This window comes from Brucella tritici, assembly GCF_008932285.1.
In the GTDB taxonomy this organism is placed as follows: domain Bacteria; phylum Pseudomonadota; class Alphaproteobacteria; order Rhizobiales; family Rhizobiaceae; genus Brucella; species Brucella tritici.
In genome coordinates this window covers 177,231-192,464 of sequence record NZ_WBVY01000004.1, presented here as the reverse complement: position 1 = coordinate 192,464, position 15,234 = coordinate 177,231, and the positions used below count along the sequence as shown (strand labels likewise).

Below are 15,234 nucleotides of genomic sequence, written 5' to 3'. Positions count from 1 at the left end.
ATGAAAACCGTTCGGGTGAATATCCGATCACTGGCTAACGCTGGTGCGATCCGACGCGAGAAGAGAAACGGGCGAGACGTGGTTATCGTCCCATCTGCCACTCTTCCCGATGACATCGTGATGAACGACATCATGTACCCGGCTGACGAAATCGAAAAGAGCTTTGCCAGTCTGGAACGAACCCCGGCACCGCTCGGCCATCCAACGATCAATGGTGCATTTGTCTCCGCCCGAGACCCGGAAGGGATCAATCTCGGCTGGATCGGCGCATGGAATGAGAACGTGCGCCGTGAGAATGGTCGTGTGTTCCTCGACAAGGTAATCGATGTTGAGACAGCAAGCCGATCAGACGGCGGGAAGCGGGTTCTGGAAGCCATCGACAATGGCGGGCCCATTCATACGTCAACCGGTCTCCTTGCCCTTCTGGAAGCCGCAAACGGTGACGTGAACTACAAGCATATCGCTCGAGCCCTTGAGTTTGATCATGACGCCATCCTTCTGGATGAGCTGGGAGCGGCAACGCCTGAGCAGGGCGTGGGCATGCTGGTCAATGCCAAGGGTGAAAAGCAGGAAGTCGAGGTCATCAACTCCTTTATCGAGGATGCTGACCGCGAAATGGATTGGGCGGTGGATAGCCTCGCCCGAGCTTTGGAACGGCGCTCCAAGGCGTCTGTTCTGGAGCGAATGAAGTCCGCGATTATGGAGGCCGTTGGCCTGTCCGAGCGGGTTCCCTCAACCAATCGAAAGGAAGACGACATGTCTGTCTCTGACGAGCAGTTCAAGGCGCTTTCCGATGAGGTCAAAACCCTCTCGGACGGATTTGCCAAGATCGGCGAAACCATTGGCACCGCAGTGGCGAACGCTGTGAAGCCTCTGGTCGATGCACAAAATGAAATGGTCGCGAACCAGAAGGCCAAGGAAAACGCCGAGAAGTCTGACCTGGTCGAGAAGGTTGTGAAGGCCAATCTTCTCACCGAAGCAGTTGCTAACACGCTGTCGATCGATGCTCTCAAGGAATTGGCTCCGAAGGCTGAACCAGGCCGCGCAGCTGCTCTGAACGGTGCATTCAAGCCGACGAGCGATAAGCCAGGCTTCAAGGTTCCAGAAGGAGAATAATCCAATGGCCCGCTATAACAAGATTTTCGCCGGCCCGTTCACTGAGGCCACTCCGCAGGTGCAGGAAGGCATTGCAGCCGCTGCAACTCTTCCGGGCCTGGCCGTGGTGCTGAACGGCACTGGCGGCTTTGCCATTGCTGGCGCTTCGACCAATGAAAAGGTGTTTATCGCTCAGGACAATTACCTTGTCCTCAAGGGCGTGGACGATGCCTGGGCTGCCAATGATCGCATGATCGGCATGGAAATGCTTGATGAGCAGTTCTTCAACGTCCGCGTACCGACTGGCACCAATGTTGCCAAGGGCGCCAAGCTCACCACGAACGCCACTGGTCGTTTCATCATCGCCGCCGCTGACACGCGCATCATTGCGATCGCTGAAGAGGCTTTCAACAACACGACCGGATCGGACCAGCTTGTGCGTGTACGCGCAGCCAAGGGCCATCTGGCTGCGGCATAAGGGAGTTACACCACATGCGTTACTTCTCCTCCCAGCTTCTCAACAGCTCGCGTATTCACGCCGGTTGGTGGGATGAGGTCTCGGCGGACCGTGAATGGTTCCACAATTCCGAGGATCAGCTTGCCGCTGTGCGCAATCAGGCTGCAGTTCTGCCGCGTGATGCCTGGCTCGAGCTCGACGGAATTACCCGCCGTGTCATGCGAAACGACGAAGGTCAGGTCTACATGGCCGATCTGATGCCGCTCGCGAAGGCCGTCAACATTGGTAAGCTCGTTCACCTGAACCGTGTGTCGTCTGATGCCGGTACGGTTGTCCGCTCGCTGTCCGGTCAGGTGCCTGTTCCTCTGGACAAGGTCACCTATGACTATCGCGGTACGCCGGTCCCGATCTTCTCGACCGCGTATGGTCGCGAATGGCGGGAATGGAACACGCTCCAGTCTGAGAACTTCGACGCGCTGTCGGACGATCAGGAAGCACATACCGCCAAGATCCGTCGGGATATGGCTCTGTATGCCCTTGATGGTGATGCTTCCATCACTGTGCAGGGGTATTCGGGCTACGGTATTCGTACCTCGCCGTTCTCCAAGGCCATCAACCTTGGATCGGCAGCCGGCGGCGCGAACATCGACCTGACGACGGCGGGCTCTGATGATGTTGACGACTTCATCACCCAGACGCTCGGCGCCATGCTCGATGACAACCTCATAACCGGCAAGGTCAATCTGTACGTCTCGCCGGAAATCGGGCGCAATCTGGACAAGTACTATTCGGGCTCGACCGGGTTCAAGGGTGGCACTCTGCTCTCCTATCTGCTCACCAATCGCCGTATCAACAAGATCGCGGTTACTTACGAGCTGAGCGGGAACGAGTTCTTCGGCTTTGTTCCGAACTCGGAGTTTATTCGCCCGATTGTCGGCATGGCTGTGAATACGACCGCCAAAGTTCGCCAGAACCCGACCGACAATTATCAGTTCCTCATCATGGGCGCGATGGGTCTGGAAATCCGGGCCGATTACAACGGCAAGACCGGCGTTTTCTATAGCACCGTCGTCAACTGATGAACCAGCCCGGCCTTAGTGCCGGGCTTTCTCTTTCAGGAAGGAACAGAGCATGCGTGTGAAAATCACGAAGCCGGGCATCTTTGGCGCCAAGGGTGAAATCCCGGTCGGTACCGAAGTGACCGTAAAGGACGAGCCGAAGGGCTGGGCCGGTCGATATGAAGTCATTACCGGCAACGGTGACGACAAGGCTGCAATCACCAATCCTTCTCAGGGTGAGCGTGAAGAGCTGAAGAAGCAGGCGGATGAACTTGGCATCGAGTACGCCAAAAACGTCTCCAATGCAAAGCTCCAGGAATTGATTGACGCGAAATTGGCGGAATAACGAACATGGCAGGCTACGGCACAGACGATCAGTTCCAGCAATGGCTGGATGATAACGGATACACATTGCCCAATGATGCGCCGTCGCTTGCCGTTCTACGTCAGCGCGGCAGTCTCTACATTGATGCTGTATATGGTGACCGGTTCATTGGCCGTGTCGCCACATTCGATCAGGAAAGGGCGTGGCCTCGCGTAGGAGCGTCACTGAGAGGGACGGCGATACCTTCTGACGTAATCCCGCAGGCGGTCATCTATGCCTCGTTCTATGCCGCCTATGAGGAATCGGTGAATCCCGGCAGCCTGAACAACACCGGTTCGTCCTCTTCGGCGGTTGTCCGCGAGAAGGTCGGTGATCTTGAAGTTCAGTATGCGAATGCTCAATCCGATGGCACGGCAGCATTCCTCACGCCTTTAATCTCGACAGTTGACGGCATGCTCGCGCCGTATCTGCGCGATCTTGATGCTACCTGCCTATGGCTGAAATCGGTGGGCTGACCAAGCGTAGTATCAATGATATTCTGAGTTTGTGGAGCGGCGTATGAGAAATCAGAGACCGATCAATGGCAGGGTTCCGATATCGGAGTAAGCGAAAGCTGAGACCCGTAACGCCACGGTAGCCGCTCCACCTCCCAACAATTGAGGCTGTTCTATGGCCAAGTTTAACTATGCGCGCTCGGTAGCTACGGCGAACCGTCTGATCGACAAGTTCGGCCAGACTGGCGCTATCCGGCGTACTGAGACATCTGGCGATCCGTGGAACCCCGGCACAAGCGATACCGACTATCCGTGTACTCTGGTCGCGCTGGATTATGACCAGAAAGACATTGACGGGACACTGATCAAGTCGACCGATAAGAAGGTCTACGTTGCCACCAAGGGTCTGACGATCCAACCGACGACGACCGACAAGGTCATCATCGGCGGTGTTGTCAGTTCAATTGTTCAGGCGAAACCACTGAACCCGGCAGGGACTGTGGTGTACTGGGAGCTACAGGCACGGAAGTAGCTTCGCCGCATCGATTGGCGATAATAGTTTTCATTCCCTTGGACAGGAATGTTAGTTGCATTGTCTCACCAACAAAAGTGATTGTTGCGTTTTCACTGGCTTGGACGCCGCCTCGAATGCAGACGAGCGCAAGGGTGTATGTTCCATTGACGTTGTGAATGCTCATCACGTCACAATCGAGGTCGGGATATCTCAGTTGCGTAGGTGAAATGGTGAACGTTTTACCGTTGTTCACACACCATTTCCCAATGATCGGAGTGGGGTCAGCCGGTGTATCTGACATAGAAGCGACTTCGCTGTTTCCGCCACAGGCTGAAAGCAACGACAAAGACAGACTAAACACGGCAATGTTCAACCCACGAAGCATTTAAGCCTCTCCAGTTTTACGCAGCTTCACAGATTGGATAGACGGAAAGCTCTCTATGCTCAAGCGTCTCACGCCCCGCGAACGGTTTGAAGCCCTTATCGCGACATACGAACCCATCCTTCGCGCCGCATTCATGGCAGCTGTGGATGATATCCGTTCGAACATTGTGCTTCGCAGGATCGTTGAACGGCTGGAGAAGGGCGATATCTCTGGCGCCATTGAAGCGATGTTCATCGAAGAGGCCGCATTCAACCCGCTCGAAGAAGCGCTACGACAGGCATTCAACGCGGGCGGGGTCGATACTGTTTCGAACATGCCGGCACTGAAAGACCCGGAAGGCCACATAGTTGTCATTCGTTGGGATGCTCGGAATGTGGTTGCTGAAAACTGGCTACGCGATCATTCCGCCAGCCTTGTTTCAGGCATCGTTGCCGATCAGGTCGAAAGCATCCGCACCGCGCTAACGGAAAGTCTGGCTCGTGGCGACAATCCGACGAAGGCCGCCAAAGCCATCATTGGACCTGTCAACCGAGCTACCGGAAAGCGAGAAGGCGGCATTATCGGGCTGACGTCCGCACAAGCTCAGTTCGTCCAGAGCGCTCGTGATGAGCTCCTTTCCGGCGATACGGCGCTGTTAAAGAATTATCTGGCCCGAGGTCGAAGAGACAAGCGATTTGACCGAACGGTGATGAAGGCGCTCAAGGAGCAAACCCCGTTGTCGGCCGATGTAGTTGAGAAGATCGTCAATCGGTACAGCGCAGGTCTGCTGAAACTTCGTGCCGACACGATCGCTCTGAACGAAACATTCGATGCGATGGCCGCAGCCAAGGACTTTGCTTTCAATCAGCAGATCGAGAGCGGGAATATCTCGGCACAGAACGTCACCAAGACGTGGAGGCATACTCCGGGTCAAAAGCAGCCGCGTGTTCAGCACGAAGAAATGAGTGGGCAGAAGGTAAGATATGACCAGCCATTCGTTGCGCCTGACGGGACCTTGATCATGTATCCGCATGCTCCAGGTATTCCCGTTCGCCACAAGATCGGATGCAAGTGCATCGCTGAATACAAGATCGATTTCGTCGCTCAACTGGTAGAATAATGGCCAAGTCTTTTGCTGCAACCGTCGGGCAGTGGGCCGTTAAGGTCGATGGCGCGCTAGAAGTCGTATTCAAAGAGAGCGCGCAAGAGCTCGTAAGCCAGATGGATAAGCTTCTCGCCGACATGGTCTATGACCAGCCGTCGTCTGAGAATTACCGGCGAACAGGGTTTCTCCGAGCGTCTCTGATGGCATCACGTGAAGCCATGCCAAGGCTGTATCGAGACAATCCGGGCGCTTCGGTCCCGCCAGACCTTCAACAAGTCATTCTGGTGATCAGCAGCGCCGATATCGGTGACACGATTTATCTCGGCTACACGGCGAACTATGCGGCCTATGTGCATTACGGTGCCAAAGGTGCGGCCCCGCGTCCGTGGGTAACGCTCATCGCTCAGCGGTGGGAGGAAATCGTTGCCGTCAAAGCCAAAGAAGTGAAGCAAAGGCTCAAGCTCTGACATGACGATCGAGAAGAGTATAGAAAACGCTCTATTCGAGCGTGTGGCGTCGTTGGTGCTTAGTCCTGCGCTTCCGGTCGCTTGGCCCAATATAGCGTTCCAGCGGCCCGCTACGGGATATCTGCGCGTGACGCATGTCCCGAACACATCACGACGCCGGTTCGTCGGGTCCACTGAACCTCATCAACGGCGCGGAGTTCTTCAGATTGATGTGTTCCTGCCTCTGAACAGCGGGGCAACTAAGTCGACGGAGAATGCAGGCAAGGTTGCTGAACACTTCCCGACTGACCTAAAGTTGCCGAAAGACGGATTGTCCGTTCGCATCACCAAGGCACCCGACATCACGCAAGGGTTCAGCGATGAGACACACTGGCAAGTGCCGGTGACGATCTCATACGATTGTTTCGCATAACATTCATCCGGCCTGAGCCGTTAACAGCCCCGATCCGGGGCTTTTTTCATATGGAGAAGACCCAGGATTACAACTGCTTCGGGCTCTACGATTGCGATCGGGCCTGCAACTCCCGTAACCGGTGCCAATGAGGCCGCTATCATCACGGCGTATAAGGCACTCACGTTCGTTCCAGTCGGTGAAGTCCAGAACCTCGGCGAATTTGGTGATGAGGCGAACGACGTCACTTTCACCAGCCTTTCGGATGCCCGTGTGCGCCATCTTAAAGGTGCTCGTGATGCTGGCGTTCTCGCCCTGGTATGTGGCCGTGATCCGCTCGATGCAGGTCAGATCGCGCTGAGGGCGGCTGAAAAGACCAACCTGGCTTACGCAATCCGTATCATCGCAAACGATGCGCCAGATGAAACCGGAACCCCGACCGAGTTCTATTTTCACGCGCTCGTACAGTCCGCTAAGGACAGCTACGGCGAAGCTGATGATGTGGTTACCACGGCTTTCAACCTCGGCATTACAACCGCTGTGTTTGAAGAAGAAGCCACTGCCGGAACGCCGTAATACCAACAGCTTATCAACCGTTTCTCCACAGACTTATAAACAGGAAACTCACAGATGGATCTGTCAGTATTTGACGGCGCGGCGAAGGCATTTGACGAAGGTTTCGAGGTGGACATCGTTCACCCGACCACAGGCAAGAAGCTGGGCATGAAAGTTCGTGTTGCGTCGTATCAGTCGCAGCGCGTCCGTGATGTTCAGCGGCGCCTGGCCAATGCCAATATCCGCGACCAGAAGCGCAACCCAAAGAAAACCCAGACCGTTGAGGAAGTCGAAGAGCGCGCAATCGACGTGATGGTGGCTGCTGTGCTTTCTTGGGAAGGGTTCGAACGTGGCGGGAAGCCTATCGAATGCACGAAGGAGAATGTTCGTTCCGTGCTGTCGAACCCCGATCTCTGGTTCATTGCTGAGCAGATCGATTCCACAGCGGATAACCAATTGGCTTTCATCAAGGCCTTGCCAACGACCTGATATCGTTTGGTGAGGCCGTATTCGCCATTCGTCGTCCCGCTGTGCTTCCCGATTTCCCCGAAGAGCTACGGCACGTCTGGGAATGGTTTCTCGACCTCAATTCGAGGCGATCTGTCGGCATGGCTGCTAACCCTATTTCCTACGTCGATATTGACGCGTATTGTCGCCTGTATGGCATCGCCATGCTGACGTGGGAGATAGAGATGATCTGCTCACTGGATAACGCGATTCTTGCTGTCACACGATCGGGCCAGAAAACCAAATCCAGCGACCAGTTAAAGAACGAAACGCCAGCCAGTGACGGTCATGGCGTTGCATCGCTGTTGCGTGGGTTTAAGCGGAAGAAAGGGTAACACAATGACCGATGCAAACCGCATTTTGATCGAGGCGGATAAGTTCGCCCCCGCACCGTTCCATGCGCCATTCATTTTCGGCATTCCCAAAACTTCACAGACTGTATCCCGCCGGGAGTTGGTGAAGGAAATCGAAATCAGCGATGAATTTGTGACAGTCCATTACGAGCAATGTGAGGGGGCAGAACAAAAGAAAAAGGCGGCACTCCGCGATGAGATTGCCGCCTTTTCCGAAAATGTCACGAAATCCTATCAGGCGTCGATAATCGAAGCTAACGGGCCTGATAGCAAGATTGCGGCTATGCTTGATGAGATACCTATGTTCGATCCCTACAAGGATGACTTCCAAGATTTCGTCAAGCGGGCTTCAATGCGACCATCTGATTGATCACGTCGGCAATCTTTTTTATCTCCCCTTTAGGGAAAGAAATCACAAACAGGGCCTTCCCGAACATCAGTCTGAGCCGAGGTTCGCCGCTTTCACGGTCAAATTCGACGGCGGCCGCTGTTGGGTAGAGAATCGCTCCACCTTCTGCCACATCGTCGCCGCTCTCGATGGCTTGTTGTGACATTTTATGTAGCAATTGCGAAATGAATGCGCTCGCAATGTCCGCAGGCAAATCTTCGCTTTTGCCATCAATTTGTATGCTGATACCGCCATTTGATAAAGGATGAGAATCAATCATTCCAAGCCTCCCATTGTTAACGGCTGTAACATGCCGTGAGTCGCAACCGGGAGTCGAGAGGAGGAAGGGTTAGGGCGAACTATGTGATTTCGTTGCCTTGTTCGCTGATCGTCAGTACCGGCGTTCCGGTGGATGCATTGGTTATATAGAAACGGAAATTTGTGGTGTGGGTCTCACCAAAGATATCATCATATTGAACATGACCATCGATCCATAACGTCGTCAGGCCCTTTCGAATTTCGTCGATAGTTGAATGCGAAATGCGTCGTTGCAGTGTCCCATATTCAATTTTCATCTCTCCAGTTGGCCCAATTGGCGCTCGCGTACCTCCGGTGCTGCCGTCGTACGCACTAAAACGTTCATCGAACTGCGATGCCGCCTGACAAGTTGACCACATCCTGACGTCAGTTGCTGGCGTCTGCCCCTGATTTCGGAGCATAATCATGAACTGGAATTCGCTTGAGGTATCCTCGTGATGAACATAACGCGTTTTGCACGCCGAAACTGTAACGTAAGCTCTTAATTGACTCTTCATAGTTTGCTCTGTGACGGCAAGTGCCTTCTGAGCAATTTGGGTTGACTGTCGCGCCTCTCGCACCGCTCCGAGCGCGAACCAAGCGGCGAACCCGCTCGCAGCAACCGTTGCAAATGAAAGAATGAGAGATATCGCGCCTATCCAAGTTTGGAAGAAAGAATAATGAGCGACTTCTTTGGAACTGTCTGCGACGGAACGTTGTATTGCAAGGTTCTCGTCTTCCCTACGATTGCTTTCCTCGCGGGTCTTTGCATCGGCGGCATCATTCTCGTTGGCGGCTGGGGATGGAATAATCCGTACAGGTATGGAAAACACATCGCTTGGATTGGAATGTGCGGAATTTTCTCCTTGTACGTTGGGATCGCCTTGGGCTTGACTATGGCCGTTTTCCACCCATAGGGAAGCTGCCAACACGAGTAGAGATAGAAAAGCCCCGCGTGCGATCAATTTAATTGCCCCCTTTGCCGCTCAGCCCATCAAAGCCGAGTCGCAGAAGGGTGTCGAGCTGGTGCTCTACAGATAACAACCTAATTGTGTCGCTTCAGCTTGTGCCTGAGCCCGCTCAGCTTCAAGTATGCCCGCATAGTTAGCCCGGCTGAGTAGCTGTTGGCATCGGAATTCTTTGTTTGCCTGATCCGATGATTGATTGCTTGCACAACCGGAAAGAACGAACAGGGCGAGACCGGCGATCACGAGTGCTTTCATGTGGTTTCCCTCTTTTGGGGATTATAACGCATAAGGGAGCCGACTACGGGGCCGCATTCAGATGTAAATAGCAAACTCAAACTAGCCAAGGAGGCTAAGCAGACCCTTAATGCCGGCCAGAGCACCTTCTGCGGTAAGATTGCCAGCTGCGCCAACAAGAGCGCTTCGAGCGTCCGTTAGCAAGCTTCGCAACTTACTGGTTTCAGGGGAGGACTTCTTAGATTCTACCTCGATATTCTCGATCGCATTCCTTAAACGATCAATATCGGCACCAGCATCCCTTAACGCTGGGATGGCGGTTTTTATTTGACTCGTTAGTTCCAGAACCTTGCGCACATCAAAACTGGACAGCATCGAAATGTCACCGGTTGTGTTGCCTGAGCCCATCACGCCATTAAATGAAGCAATTGAATGGATATTGTAGGTGACTGAGGGTGAGGCGGCTTTTGATTTTTCAGATTGGTCGAAGCTGACCCCCTCTCCAACGATGCCTGCCTTCTCAAGCTCCGTTGCCCAATCAAGGGCAGCGTTCCTAACTCTATCGATAATCTCTTGAATCTGAATAACGGAAAGATGGATGGACATGCGCCCGAATTCCACATCCATATTAGCATTCAGCGTTCGAATTAGCTCTGGTCCCAACGGCATTTCAACAAAGCCTGCGTCGCTTCGAGAAACAAGTTCTTCGAGAGAAGAGATCGATTGTCTCGCATTTACGGTCGATAGTTGTCGATTTAGTTTATCAGTTGCTAGAATGATTGGTATCCAACCGTTATATGGATTGAATGCCTGTGGTTTACCAACCAGTATTCGATAGTCTGGAACGTTACCACCCGTGTATCCATTCAATTCCTGTTCAACCCAGTTTTCAACGCTTCCGAGTTTAAGCTTAGCAGCAGCCAGTTTAACTTTGCGCAGTATAGTGGAAACGGGAACGCGGGGATTGAGCGCGTCTCGTTGTATCTCTTCTACTAGTCCAGACATCAGGCTTCCTTCTTTGAACACTAATCGTTTCGCTGATGAATCTCTTTTTGGGGGCGTCTGCCAGCGGTTACGCCTGGAAAATCAAAAAAGGGCTTCGACTCCCCTTTTTATTTGAACGGGTTAATAGCTGCCCCGTCTTCATTTATAGTCATCCGAAATTTATTAATTCCTTCAGCCCCACCTTTGTAAGGCGAGCACATCTCGATTGCTTTAGAAGCCGACTTGACGGCTTCCTTACCCAAGTCGTTGTGGGGCTTATATGTCGTTACGGTGATGTCCTTGACGGCACCGCTTGCGGTCAAGAGTACATCAAACTCGGCATCAGTATCCGCATCAGCTGAAAACGGTGGCGGGTTCCAGCATTTTTGAGCTTGTTCCGACAACGTTTCAGCCGAGGCTACCCCAGCAGAAACGCCGAAAATAATAACCCCGAGAAATAGATAGTTCATGCCCCGTCTCCTTTTAGGTGGCGAGGACGATAGCTTTCGCCAGAAAGGAACGCAACATGGCTGACATTGCTACTCTCGGCTTGGAAGTCCGCAGCGATCAGGTCGAGAAAGGCACTCGTTCGCTCGATAAGATTTCCGGTGCGGCTAAGCGGGCTGAAGCGGCGGTAAACGGATTTTCCTCAACCAGTTCGGGCGCGGCGTCAGCGGCTTCGCGGCTTGCGGCAGGAACGAACAACGCCGAAGCTGGGCTGGAACGCGTTGCGGGCGCTGCAAGGCAAGCACAACTGTCACTTCGGCTGGCGAGTGCTGCCGCAAACGACAACATCAAGGCAGCGAGCAAGTTCAACACAGCCAATATCGCGGCACAGTTTCAGGACATCGCCGTTTCTGCGCAGATGGGCATGGGCGCATTTCAGATCGGCTTGCAGCAGGGCACTCAGCTGGCAGCGGTTATCAGCATGATGGAAAACCCGTTACGCGGGCTCGGCGCAGCATTCATGTCCGTCCTCTCGCCGGTCAGCATTTTAACCATCGGCCTTACCGCTTTGGCCGCTGCCGGCCTGCAAATGGTTGATTGGCCAAAGAGGGCGGCACAGGCGCTTGTCCTCCTTGCCGACAATCTCAAGGCGATCGCGCCATATGCAGCGACTGCCGCAGCGGCGCTGGCGTTGATCTATGCGCCGTCCGTCATCGCGGGCATGGTAAATCTGATCGCTTGGATGGGCCGTGTCTCTGTGGCCGCAATAGCAATGGCAGCTTCATTTGCACTTGCTAACCCGGCTACTGCGCTCGTGCTTGGCTTCGCGGCAGCTGTGATAGCTGCGAATGTTTTCCGGGACGAACTGAAAGACATATTCGGTCGGGACATCGTGGCAGACGCCAAAAACGCGGTGAATTGGATCGTTGGAGCATTCGTCGGAGGCTTCAACGCGGCGAAGATAATCTGGAATGAGTTCCCAGATGTCATGAATGAGATTGGCGCGTTGGCTATGCACAATCTAATGGAACAAATCCGATGGGGCCTTCGTCAAATGGTGCTCGAAGTCAACATGGGCCTGAAGTCTATTGGCGAGTGGTTTAATATAACACTGCCCGACCTTGGTAACCCGAACAAATTGTTCCCGCCTCAAAAGGGCCCAAAGGTGTCGGGCCCGACTTACGATGCCGTCGCAAAAGTGACCGCAGCATTCAGTGATGCCCAGAACACAGATTACGTCGGCAACATGTATTCCGCTATCGAAAGTGGAGCATCTGCCGCAGCGGACAAGCTGAGAGGGCTTGCCAAGGGCCTTACCGATGTCGACGAAAAGAAAAAGAAGGGCAAGAAAGGCCGTCACGGAAAGACCGACGCCGAATACTATCAGGACATCATTGACGGTGCTGATCGGCGGATAGCGACACTTCTGGTCGAACAGCAGGCACTTGGCATGACCGAGGAAGCAGCCAATGCGCTTCGGTACGAGCAGGATATGCTCAACCAAGCGCAACAGCATGGTATCGAGCTCACGCCGAAGCAGGCGGACTATATAAAGATGCTTGCCGAAACCATGGCGGGGCTGGAATCAGCAATCCAGAAGGCACAGGATGCGATCAACTTCGCCAAGGATACGACGAAGGGTTTCTTCTCCGATATGGCGAACGGTCTTGCCAATGGCCGAGGCTGGTGGGGTTCACTTGCCGACGCTGCGGTAAATGCAATCACCAAGATTGCGGATGCTCTGATCGATAGCGGGATAGATTCGCTCTTCGGCGGAAGTGGTTTTGGCAGCCTCTTAGGCGGGTTGTTCGGCGGTAAATCGGCAGACCCTTGGTCAGGCCTGCGGCTTGCAAGTGGCGGCTACGTATCCGGTCCCGGCTCTGCGACCTCTGACAGCATTCCTGCTTGGTTGTCGAATGGTGAGTTCGTCATGAATGCGCAAGCAACCAAGGCATTCGGGCCGTGGTTGCAGGCGATGAACGATAACAAGTTGCGCGGTTTTGCCTATGGCGGTCCGGTCGACGGGAATGTCGTCTCTATGCCGTCTCGCTCCGCCTTGCCGAGTGTTCGAGAGGCTGCTGTTAGCGGCGGTCAGCAGACTGTTCGTATCATCACGGAAACCCGTTTCGTGAATGACGGAAACTTCCAGAACTATATCAAAAGCGAAGTTGAAGACGGTTCTGCGAAGACCTTCAAGGCCGGTATTCAGAAATACGACAAGGGCGGCGCCGTTCGTGCCGCTCGTGATCTGCTTCAGGTGAACCAGAGAGGCTATGCGAAATGAGTATCAGCCTCCCTGACTTCATTCAATATCAGGCTGGCCGTCCACGTCTGAATAAGCCGATATCGATGTCTCGGTATGGCGAACGCGCCATATCAATGATTCAGAACGGTGATGAGTGGTGGACGGTCAATATTGAAACCCAGCCAATGTATGATGAGGACTTGGCCGAGTTCGAGGGCTGGCTTGCACAAGCTCAGAACGGCATGGAGACGATTGTTTACACGGTTCTCGGCAAGCAATCGCTTCCTCGTGCCTACTGGAGCAATCCGAATAGCCCCGTTCCGGCTGACAATGGTTCGCTTACATCAGTGACGAATGGGAAAACGCTGCTGATCGGAGGCGTAACGGTGGGGCTGGCGATGACAAAGGGCGATTTGATCTCGCTTACGACCGGTGATTATCACAGCCTGCATCGGGTAACTGCCAATGCAACAGCAGGGGCGACAATTACGCTTCCGGTCGATCCTCCGGTACCGTCTTACATCGCAAATGGCGCAACGGTCCGGTTCAAAGACCCGGTTCTGAATACCCGGATTGTGCCGGGATCGACCGAAGTTGGAGACGGCGTGATGCCAACGGCGAATTTTCAGCTTATCGAGGTACCGAAGTGAGTAACTTAGAAGACTTCCCCGTCCATTAAGGCAACGATACCGAATTCTGAGACAGCGGAATCAAAGAAGTCTAACGCTTGTTTATCGGTATCGAACGGGGTGTCACAATGCATTATGCCCCAGTCCTGCTCGACAAGACAAAGCAGCCACTTGGATCCCTCATTCTCTTTGTAGACAATTACATCCACTGTAACGCTGTCGTCTTCAAATGTTTTGCACAGCGTCGAATATACGTAATCGGAATCATCAATAATCATAATCACCCGCCCAGTGACAGTTAGACGGATAATGCCGACTTTGTCGAGGGTGGGTTGCAACCATTGGTGCGCTAATGGCTTTTCCAGCACGTCTACAGCAATTGCTCAACGAGGGCAGGGGCAAGATAGCCTCTGCCGTGAAGTTCGAGTTCGGCACAGGCATTTATGGGTTCTTTTCAGGTAAGGGCAGCGTCGACTATGGCGGTCTGACGTATCATGGCAATACAATCATCGATATCGATGAGCCGACTTACGCGCTCGGCACCGCAGCCCAGCCAGTGACCATGAGATTACCTGCCGCTGCTGATTTCGGGCTTACGCCAGACAAGCTCGGTCTGATCGAACAGGAAGACTACAAGAACCGCCCTGTCACGTTCTACGACTTCTATTTCGACCCGGATACGAACGCTTTCCTTCACGCTGAGCCAACCTGGTACGGCTATGTCGATACCATCGATCACCGGGAGGAAAGCGACGAAATGTGGCTCGAAGGCCATATTGAGACCGGCGCAGTCGACAATTTCCGTGAGGGCTTCCGCTACGCCTCGCACGAGGACCAGCAGCTTGTTTCACCCGGCGACATGCTTTTCGAATACGCTGCAAGGATCAAACATGATTACTTCAAAATCAAGTTCGGCTAGGGTCATCGGCTGGGATCGGGCACTTGAAGACCTTGCAACCGCTCACGTATCGGTCATCCCGGAATGGGGCGTTTCAGACTGCCTGATGACGGCGGCTGACGCGATTGAAGCGGTTATTGGTGAAAAGCCACTTGCTGAGTTTCGAGGCAAGTACAAAACCGAGGCCGGGGCTGCCCGAAAGATGCGCGCCAATGGCTGCGAGAACGTCAAAGACGTGTTTGAAAACTACCTCCAGCTTGAACCAGTCAATCGGCTCTCCGCCCGCCGGGGTGATGTCGGCGTGATGCTCATCAATGATGAATACGTTGCCGGTTTCATCTGTGGGTCAGGTTTTGCGGTCAAACAACCGCACGGGCTCACATTCTTTCCAGTGACCGACATCGAGCAGGCCTACAGGGTCGGCAGCTAACCACGACTACAATCAGCGCCTTTGAAGGT

The 15,234-nt window shown here is 53.8% G+C and carries 23 protein-coding genes; 17 read left to right on the top strand and 6 right to left on the bottom strand.

Annotated features, from left to right (window positions below; translation table 11 throughout):
- The 13 genes from F9K94_RS15320 to F9K94_RS15260 all read left to right on the top strand — a co-directional run bounded on the left by F9K94_RS15320 (position 1) and on the right by F9K94_RS15260 (position 8,055).
- Complete coding sequence (locus F9K94_RS15320) at positions 1-1,116, top strand: hypothetical protein (protein ID WP_151646669.1); 1,116 nt, start codon at positions 1-3, stop codon at positions 1,114-1,116.
- Positions 1,117-1,120: 4 nt separating this feature from the next.
- A complete protein-coding gene (locus tag F9K94_RS15315) occupies positions 1,121-1,573 on the top strand; it encodes a hypothetical protein (protein ID WP_151646667.1) in 453 nt (150 codons plus the stop codon).
- 14 nt (positions 1,574-1,587) lie between these two features.
- Positions 1,588-2,631, top strand: coding sequence for a major capsid protein (locus F9K94_RS15310; protein WP_151646665.1), 1,044 nt, complete (start codon positions 1,588-1,590; stop codon positions 2,629-2,631).
- 52 nt (positions 2,632-2,683) lie between these two features.
- Entirely contained in the window at positions 2,684-2,956 is a 273-nt protein-coding gene (locus F9K94_RS15305; RefSeq protein ID WP_151646663.1) for a hypothetical protein, read from the top strand.
- Between the two features lie 5 nt (positions 2,957-2,961).
- Positions 2,962-3,450, top strand: a complete 489-nt coding sequence (locus F9K94_RS15300; RefSeq protein WP_151646661.1) for a DnaT-like ssDNA-binding protein — start codon at positions 2,962-2,964, stop codon at positions 3,448-3,450.
- 154 nt (positions 3,451-3,604) lie between these two features.
- Positions 3,605-3,961 (top strand): hypothetical protein, encoded by a 357-nt coding sequence (locus F9K94_RS15295; RefSeq protein WP_151646659.1) that lies wholly within the window; start codon positions 3,605-3,607, stop codon positions 3,959-3,961.
- A gap of 422 nt (positions 3,962-4,383) precedes the next feature.
- Positions 4,384-5,427 carry a head morphogenesis protein gene (locus F9K94_RS15290; RefSeq protein WP_151646657.1) on the top strand — a complete coding sequence of 348 codons (1,044 nt, stop codon included), beginning with the start codon at positions 4,384-4,386 and terminating at the stop codon, positions 5,425-5,427.
- Positions 5,427-5,879 (top strand): HK97 gp10 family phage protein, encoded by a 453-nt coding sequence (locus F9K94_RS15285; protein ID WP_151646655.1) that lies wholly within the window; start codon positions 5,427-5,429, stop codon positions 5,877-5,879. Before F9K94_RS15290 ends, F9K94_RS15285 begins: the two co-directional genes overlap by 1 nt.
- A gap of 1 nt (position 5,880) precedes the next feature.
- Positions 5,881-6,291: a DUF4128 domain-containing protein gene (locus F9K94_RS15280; protein ID WP_151646653.1), complete on the top strand. Its 411-nt coding sequence runs from the start codon at positions 5,881-5,883 to the stop codon at positions 6,289-6,291.
- Positions 6,292-6,339: 48 nt separating this feature from the next.
- Positions 6,340-6,846, top strand: coding sequence for a phage tail tube protein (locus F9K94_RS15275; protein ID WP_151646650.1), 507 nt, complete (start codon positions 6,340-6,342; stop codon positions 6,844-6,846).
- A 54-nt stretch (positions 6,847-6,900) separates the two neighbouring features.
- Positions 6,901-7,314 (top strand): hypothetical protein, encoded by a 414-nt coding sequence (locus F9K94_RS15270; protein ID WP_151646648.1) that lies wholly within the window; start codon positions 6,901-6,903, stop codon positions 7,312-7,314.
- Between the two features lie 41 nt (positions 7,315-7,355).
- The gene (locus tag F9K94_RS15265; RefSeq protein WP_456236760.1) at positions 7,356-7,667 is read left to right on the top strand and encodes a phage tail assembly chaperone; all 312 of its coding nucleotides are present in this window, start codon (positions 7,356-7,358) and stop codon (positions 7,665-7,667) included.
- Positions 7,621-8,055, top strand: a complete 435-nt coding sequence (locus F9K94_RS15260) for a hypothetical protein (protein ID WP_192799512.1) — start codon at positions 7,621-7,623, stop codon at positions 8,053-8,055. The genes F9K94_RS15265 and F9K94_RS15260 overlap by 47 nt, the downstream gene beginning before the upstream one ends.
- On the opposite strand, the gene F9K94_RS15255 is transcribed toward F9K94_RS15260, so the two are convergent.
- From F9K94_RS15255 to F9K94_RS15235, 5 genes are all read right to left on the bottom strand, one after another.
- On the bottom strand, positions 8,024-8,353 hold the full coding sequence (locus F9K94_RS15255) for a hypothetical protein (RefSeq protein ID WP_151646630.1): 330 nt from the start codon (positions 8,351-8,353) through the stop codon (positions 8,024-8,026). The genes F9K94_RS15260 and F9K94_RS15255 overlap by 32 nt on opposite strands.
- A gap of 79 nt (positions 8,354-8,432) precedes the next feature.
- Positions 8,433-9,335, bottom strand: coding sequence for a hypothetical protein (locus F9K94_RS15250; RefSeq protein WP_151646628.1), 903 nt, complete (start codon positions 9,333-9,335; stop codon positions 8,433-8,435).
- Positions 9,336-9,401: 66 nt separating this feature from the next.
- Positions 9,402-9,593 carry a hypothetical protein gene (locus tag F9K94_RS15245; protein WP_151646627.1) on the bottom strand — a complete coding sequence of 64 codons (192 nt, stop codon included), beginning with the start codon at positions 9,591-9,593 and terminating at the stop codon, positions 9,402-9,404.
- Between the two features lie 81 nt (positions 9,594-9,674).
- Positions 9,675-10,577: an AbiTii domain-containing protein gene (locus F9K94_RS15240; RefSeq protein ID WP_151646625.1), complete on the bottom strand. Its 903-nt coding sequence runs from the start codon at positions 10,575-10,577 to the stop codon at positions 9,675-9,677.
- Between the two features lie 107 nt (positions 10,578-10,684).
- Complete coding sequence (locus F9K94_RS15235) at positions 10,685-11,026, bottom strand: hypothetical protein (protein WP_151646623.1); 342 nt, start codon at positions 11,024-11,026, stop codon at positions 10,685-10,687.
- A 56-nt stretch (positions 11,027-11,082) separates the two neighbouring features.
- Between F9K94_RS15235 and F9K94_RS15230 the strand changes: the two genes are divergently transcribed.
- Together F9K94_RS15230 and F9K94_RS15225 are read left to right on the top strand one after the other, a co-directional pair.
- On the top strand, positions 11,083-13,287 hold the full coding sequence (locus F9K94_RS15230) for a phage tail tape-measure protein (protein WP_151646621.1): 2,205 nt from the start codon (positions 11,083-11,085) through the stop codon (positions 13,285-13,287).
- On the top strand, positions 13,284-13,898 hold the full coding sequence (locus F9K94_RS15225; RefSeq protein ID WP_151646619.1) for a hypothetical protein: 615 nt from the start codon (positions 13,284-13,286) through the stop codon (positions 13,896-13,898). Before F9K94_RS15230 ends, F9K94_RS15225 begins: the two co-directional genes overlap by 4 nt.
- Positions 13,899-13,903: 5 nt before the next feature.
- Here the strand turns inward: F9K94_RS15225 and F9K94_RS15220 are convergent, their stop codons facing one another.
- The gene (locus F9K94_RS15220; RefSeq protein ID WP_151646617.1) at positions 13,904-14,245 is read right to left on the bottom strand and encodes a hypothetical protein; all 342 of its coding nucleotides are present in this window, start codon (positions 14,243-14,245) and stop codon (positions 13,904-13,906) included.
- Here F9K94_RS15220 and F9K94_RS15215 point away from each other — a divergent pair.
- On the top strand, positions 14,230-14,796 hold the full coding sequence (locus F9K94_RS15215) for a hypothetical protein (RefSeq protein ID WP_151646615.1): 567 nt from the start codon (positions 14,230-14,232) through the stop codon (positions 14,794-14,796). The two genes, F9K94_RS15220 and F9K94_RS15215, sit on opposite strands and share 16 nt — an antisense overlap.
- A complete protein-coding gene (locus F9K94_RS15210) occupies positions 14,768-15,205 on the top strand; it encodes a DUF6950 family protein (protein ID WP_151646613.1) in 438 nt (145 codons plus the stop codon). The genes F9K94_RS15215 and F9K94_RS15210 overlap by 29 nt, the downstream gene beginning before the upstream one ends.
- The last annotated feature ends 29 nt before the right edge of the window (positions 15,206-15,234 follow it).

Coding starts and splice junctions, on each gene's coding strand:
- F9K94_RS15320 (WP_151646669.1), top strand. CDS start 1: ATGAAAACCGTTCGGGTGAATATCCGATCACTGGCTAACGCTGGTGCG.
- F9K94_RS15315 (WP_151646667.1), top strand. CDS start 1,121: ATGGCCCGCTATAACAAGATTTTCGCCGGCCCGTTCACTGAGGCCACT.
- F9K94_RS15310 (WP_151646665.1), top strand. CDS start 1,588: ATGCGTTACTTCTCCTCCCAGCTTCTCAACAGCTCGCGTATTCACGCC.
- F9K94_RS15305 (WP_151646663.1), top strand. CDS start 2,684: ATGCGTGTGAAAATCACGAAGCCGGGCATCTTTGGCGCCAAGGGTGAA.
- F9K94_RS15300 (WP_151646661.1), top strand. CDS start 2,962: ATGGCAGGCTACGGCACAGACGATCAGTTCCAGCAATGGCTGGATGAT.
- F9K94_RS15295 (WP_151646659.1), top strand. CDS start 3,605: ATGGCCAAGTTTAACTATGCGCGCTCGGTAGCTACGGCGAACCGTCTG.
- F9K94_RS15290 (WP_151646657.1), top strand. CDS start 4,384: ATGCTCAAGCGTCTCACGCCCCGCGAACGGTTTGAAGCCCTTATCGCG.
- F9K94_RS15285 (WP_151646655.1), top strand. CDS start 5,427: ATGGCCAAGTCTTTTGCTGCAACCGTCGGGCAGTGGGCCGTTAAGGTC.
- F9K94_RS15280 (WP_151646653.1), top strand. CDS start 5,881: ATGACGATCGAGAAGAGTATAGAAAACGCTCTATTCGAGCGTGTGGCG.
- F9K94_RS15270 (WP_151646648.1), top strand. CDS start 6,901: ATGGATCTGTCAGTATTTGACGGCGCGGCGAAGGCATTTGACGAAGGT.
- F9K94_RS15260 (WP_192799512.1), top strand. CDS start 7,621: ATGGCGTTGCATCGCTGTTGCGTGGGTTTAAGCGGAAGAAAGGGTAAC.
- F9K94_RS15255 (WP_151646630.1), bottom strand. CDS start 8,353: ATGATTGATTCTCATCCTTTATCAAATGGCGGTATCAGCATACAAATT.
- F9K94_RS15245 (WP_151646627.1), bottom strand. CDS start 9,593: ATGAAAGCACTCGTGATCGCCGGTCTCGCCCTGTTCGTTCTTTCCGGT.
- F9K94_RS15240 (WP_151646625.1), bottom strand. CDS start 10,577: ATGTCTGGACTAGTAGAAGAGATACAACGAGACGCGCTCAATCCCCGC.
- F9K94_RS15235 (WP_151646623.1), bottom strand. CDS start 11,026: ATGAACTATCTATTTCTCGGGGTTATTATTTTCGGCGTTTCTGCTGGG.
- F9K94_RS15230 (WP_151646621.1), top strand. CDS start 11,083: ATGGCTGACATTGCTACTCTCGGCTTGGAAGTCCGCAGCGATCAGGTC.
- F9K94_RS15225 (WP_151646619.1), top strand. CDS start 13,284: ATGAGTATCAGCCTCCCTGACTTCATTCAATATCAGGCTGGCCGTCCA.
- F9K94_RS15215 (WP_151646615.1), top strand. CDS start 14,230: ATGGCTTTTCCAGCACGTCTACAGCAATTGCTCAACGAGGGCAGGGGC.
- F9K94_RS15210 (WP_151646613.1), top strand. CDS start 14,768: ATGATTACTTCAAAATCAAGTTCGGCTAGGGTCATCGGCTGGGATCGG.